Source organism: Nocardioides psychrotolerans (assembly GCF_900113685.1).
GTDB lineage: Bacteria > Actinomycetota > Actinomycetes > Propionibacteriales > Nocardioidaceae > Nocardioides > Nocardioides psychrotolerans.
On sequence record NZ_FOQG01000040.1, the window covers coordinates 1 to 2154 of the forward strand.

At 69.4% G+C, this 2154-nt stretch carries 3 protein-coding genes; 2 read left to right on the forward strand and 1 reads right to left on the reverse strand.

The genetic code is table 11. The features are described from left to right. The first annotated feature begins 635 nt into the window (after positions 1-635). Positions 636-1586, forward strand: a complete 951-nt coding sequence (locus tag BM204_RS22080) for an endonuclease/exonuclease/phosphatase family protein (protein ID WP_143099888.1) — start codon at positions 636-638, stop codon at positions 1584-1586. 15 nt (positions 1587-1601) lie between these two features. Next, positions 1602-1826 (forward strand): DUF2784 family protein, encoded by a 225-nt coding sequence (locus tag BM204_RS23615; protein WP_369675337.1) that lies wholly within the window; start codon positions 1602-1604, stop codon positions 1824-1826. Between the two features lie 62 nt (positions 1827-1888). On the opposite strand, the gene BM204_RS22085 is transcribed toward BM204_RS23615, so the two are convergent. Further along, positions 1889-2154 (reverse strand): HNH endonuclease (locus BM204_RS22085; RefSeq protein ID WP_143099890.1); only part of this gene is annotated, 266 nt, incomplete at its 5' end.

A 2154-nucleotide genomic window follows, 5' to 3' on the forward strand; every position in this document is an offset into this window, starting at 1 on the left:
AATCGTTGTCTGGTAACTCCGATTCTCCCGCCCAGCAAGGGCATTCTCGTTCTACGCCACGCTCACAACACCACATCCGTCGGTGGATCAGGGTTGAGTAGGCGGCCAGCGCCGTCTCGAAGCCATCTTCCGCCGACGTCGACATCGCTCCGCCGCGGTTGGCCGGTTGGCCGGTTGGCCGCGACGGAGCCGTTCCCGTGACGGCGCTGGGTGGCACGCCGGGCTGGCGGCGATCGGAGCGGTGCTCGACGATCTCGGGGTGGCGGAAGCCAACGGGCGCGACGCGTGCCGCGGTGTCTCAGGCTTCGCGATCTCCGAGTCACCGACCTAAGTCGGGCATGGCCTCGCCAGCGGTGGTGGCGGAAGACCGCTGACTAGCACCGTGTCCGTTCCGGCGAGCTCATACGCTCCGCGACGAGTAACCGTCACATCCGCTAGCGGGCTCCGCCGAACCATGCCCCCAGCGGGCTCCGTCATACGGATGGTCCGTTTCGGGTAGGTGCTGAATTTGGCGGGGAGGGGTGCACGGCCAACATGCTCTTCGCAGAAGTCGGTGCGGCTGCTGCGTGCTGACCGCATCGTGGTGGGTCCGGCGTCGATGCGGCGCTCGTCCTCGTGGCCGTTACGCTCCCGTGATGCCTATTCGACCTACCGCCCCACGAGCCTTCATGCTCGCCGCGACCATCGTCACGGGCGCCGCGGTCGGAGTAGGGGTCCTCCCGGCCGCCCCCGGAGCCGCTCAAGGCTCAGATGACCTCGCCCCGGCAACCCAGACGTCACAGCACGGTTCCGAGCAGACGTCCACGAAGGCGCGGCCACCGGAGCCTGGCGACCCGTTCTCCTTCCGCATCGGCACCCTCAACATCCTCGGCAGCCAGCACAAGGGCCGCGGCAAGAAGCGCGCCTCCGCGCTGGCGCACGCCATCCGGGACCGCGGCGTGGACCTCGTCGGCATGCAGGAGGTCCAGGACGACCAGCTCGCGGTCCTGAAGGACCGACGCCCCGGCTACCGGATCTGGCCCGGCCAGTCCCTGGGCAACCAGGGGGTCCGCCTGCAGATCGCCTGGCGCAAGTCGATGTTCTCCCTGGTCGACACCGGCTCCATCACCACGACGTTCGACCACCAGCAGCGCCCCATCCCGTGGGTCCGGCTGGAGAACCGGGCTTCGGGTGGGCAGTTCTACGTCATCGACGTGCACAACTCCCCGCGTGACCAGGAAGGCGCCCGCGACTCCGCCACCGCCGAGCAGATCGAGCTGATCAAGAAGCTGCGCGGGACGGGCAAGCCCGTGTTCATCCTGGGCGACACCAACGAGCACACCGAGTTCGTCTGCCGCGTCGCAGCCAAGACCGGATTGGTCGCCTCCAACGGGGCCTCGCACGCGGAGGCGCGAGCCGGCGCGCCTCGCTCCGGAGGCTGTGACACCGGGTCCGGCCCGATCAAGCTCGACTGGGTCATGGGCACCCCCCGCACGGTCGACTTCTCCCGGCACCGCGTCGACTACAACGCCCCGGTCCGCTACGCCACCGATCACCCGTTCGTGCACGCGCGCGTGAAGGTCGAGTCGACCAGGCGCCGGGGCTGACGCCCGCGCCGACTCGTGGCAGCTACAGCGTTGATGACCCACCTGGTCTTCCTGTTCGCGGTCCTCGGTGGGTTCCTCGCCTGGCTGGTGCCGTGGGTGGTCGTGCCACATGTCGCCTCCGCGCTGTGGGGCGCGCGCATGGCTGTCTTCCGCCGGACCTGTCCGCTCTCGGTCGCCGAGAATTGGGGCTCTATCCGGCCGCCTGGGCGCGTCGCGTCGTGCTGCTGGTCAGCACCTTGATCGTCAGCTCGTGGATCGGCTTCGCCGTCCGCTGAGGAAGGCGCCCCGGAGTCACGCGATGCTCAGGCGGTGAGGTCGTGGAGGAGCTGCTCGCGGGGTGTGCCGATGTCGATGTGGCCGGGTGGGGCTGGGGCTCTGGAGTGGTAGGTGTGGCCGGTGGGGGTGGTGGTGGCGACGGTGTGGCGCCTGGTGCGTCCGGTGCCGGGCAGGGTCCTGGCACGCCACCCGAGGGCTTGTTTGGCGAGGTTGCACCTGGCGCAGAGGCCCTGGGTGTTGGTCACGGTGGTGGGGCCGCCCTCAGCCCAGTCGGTGATGTGGTCGGTCTGGG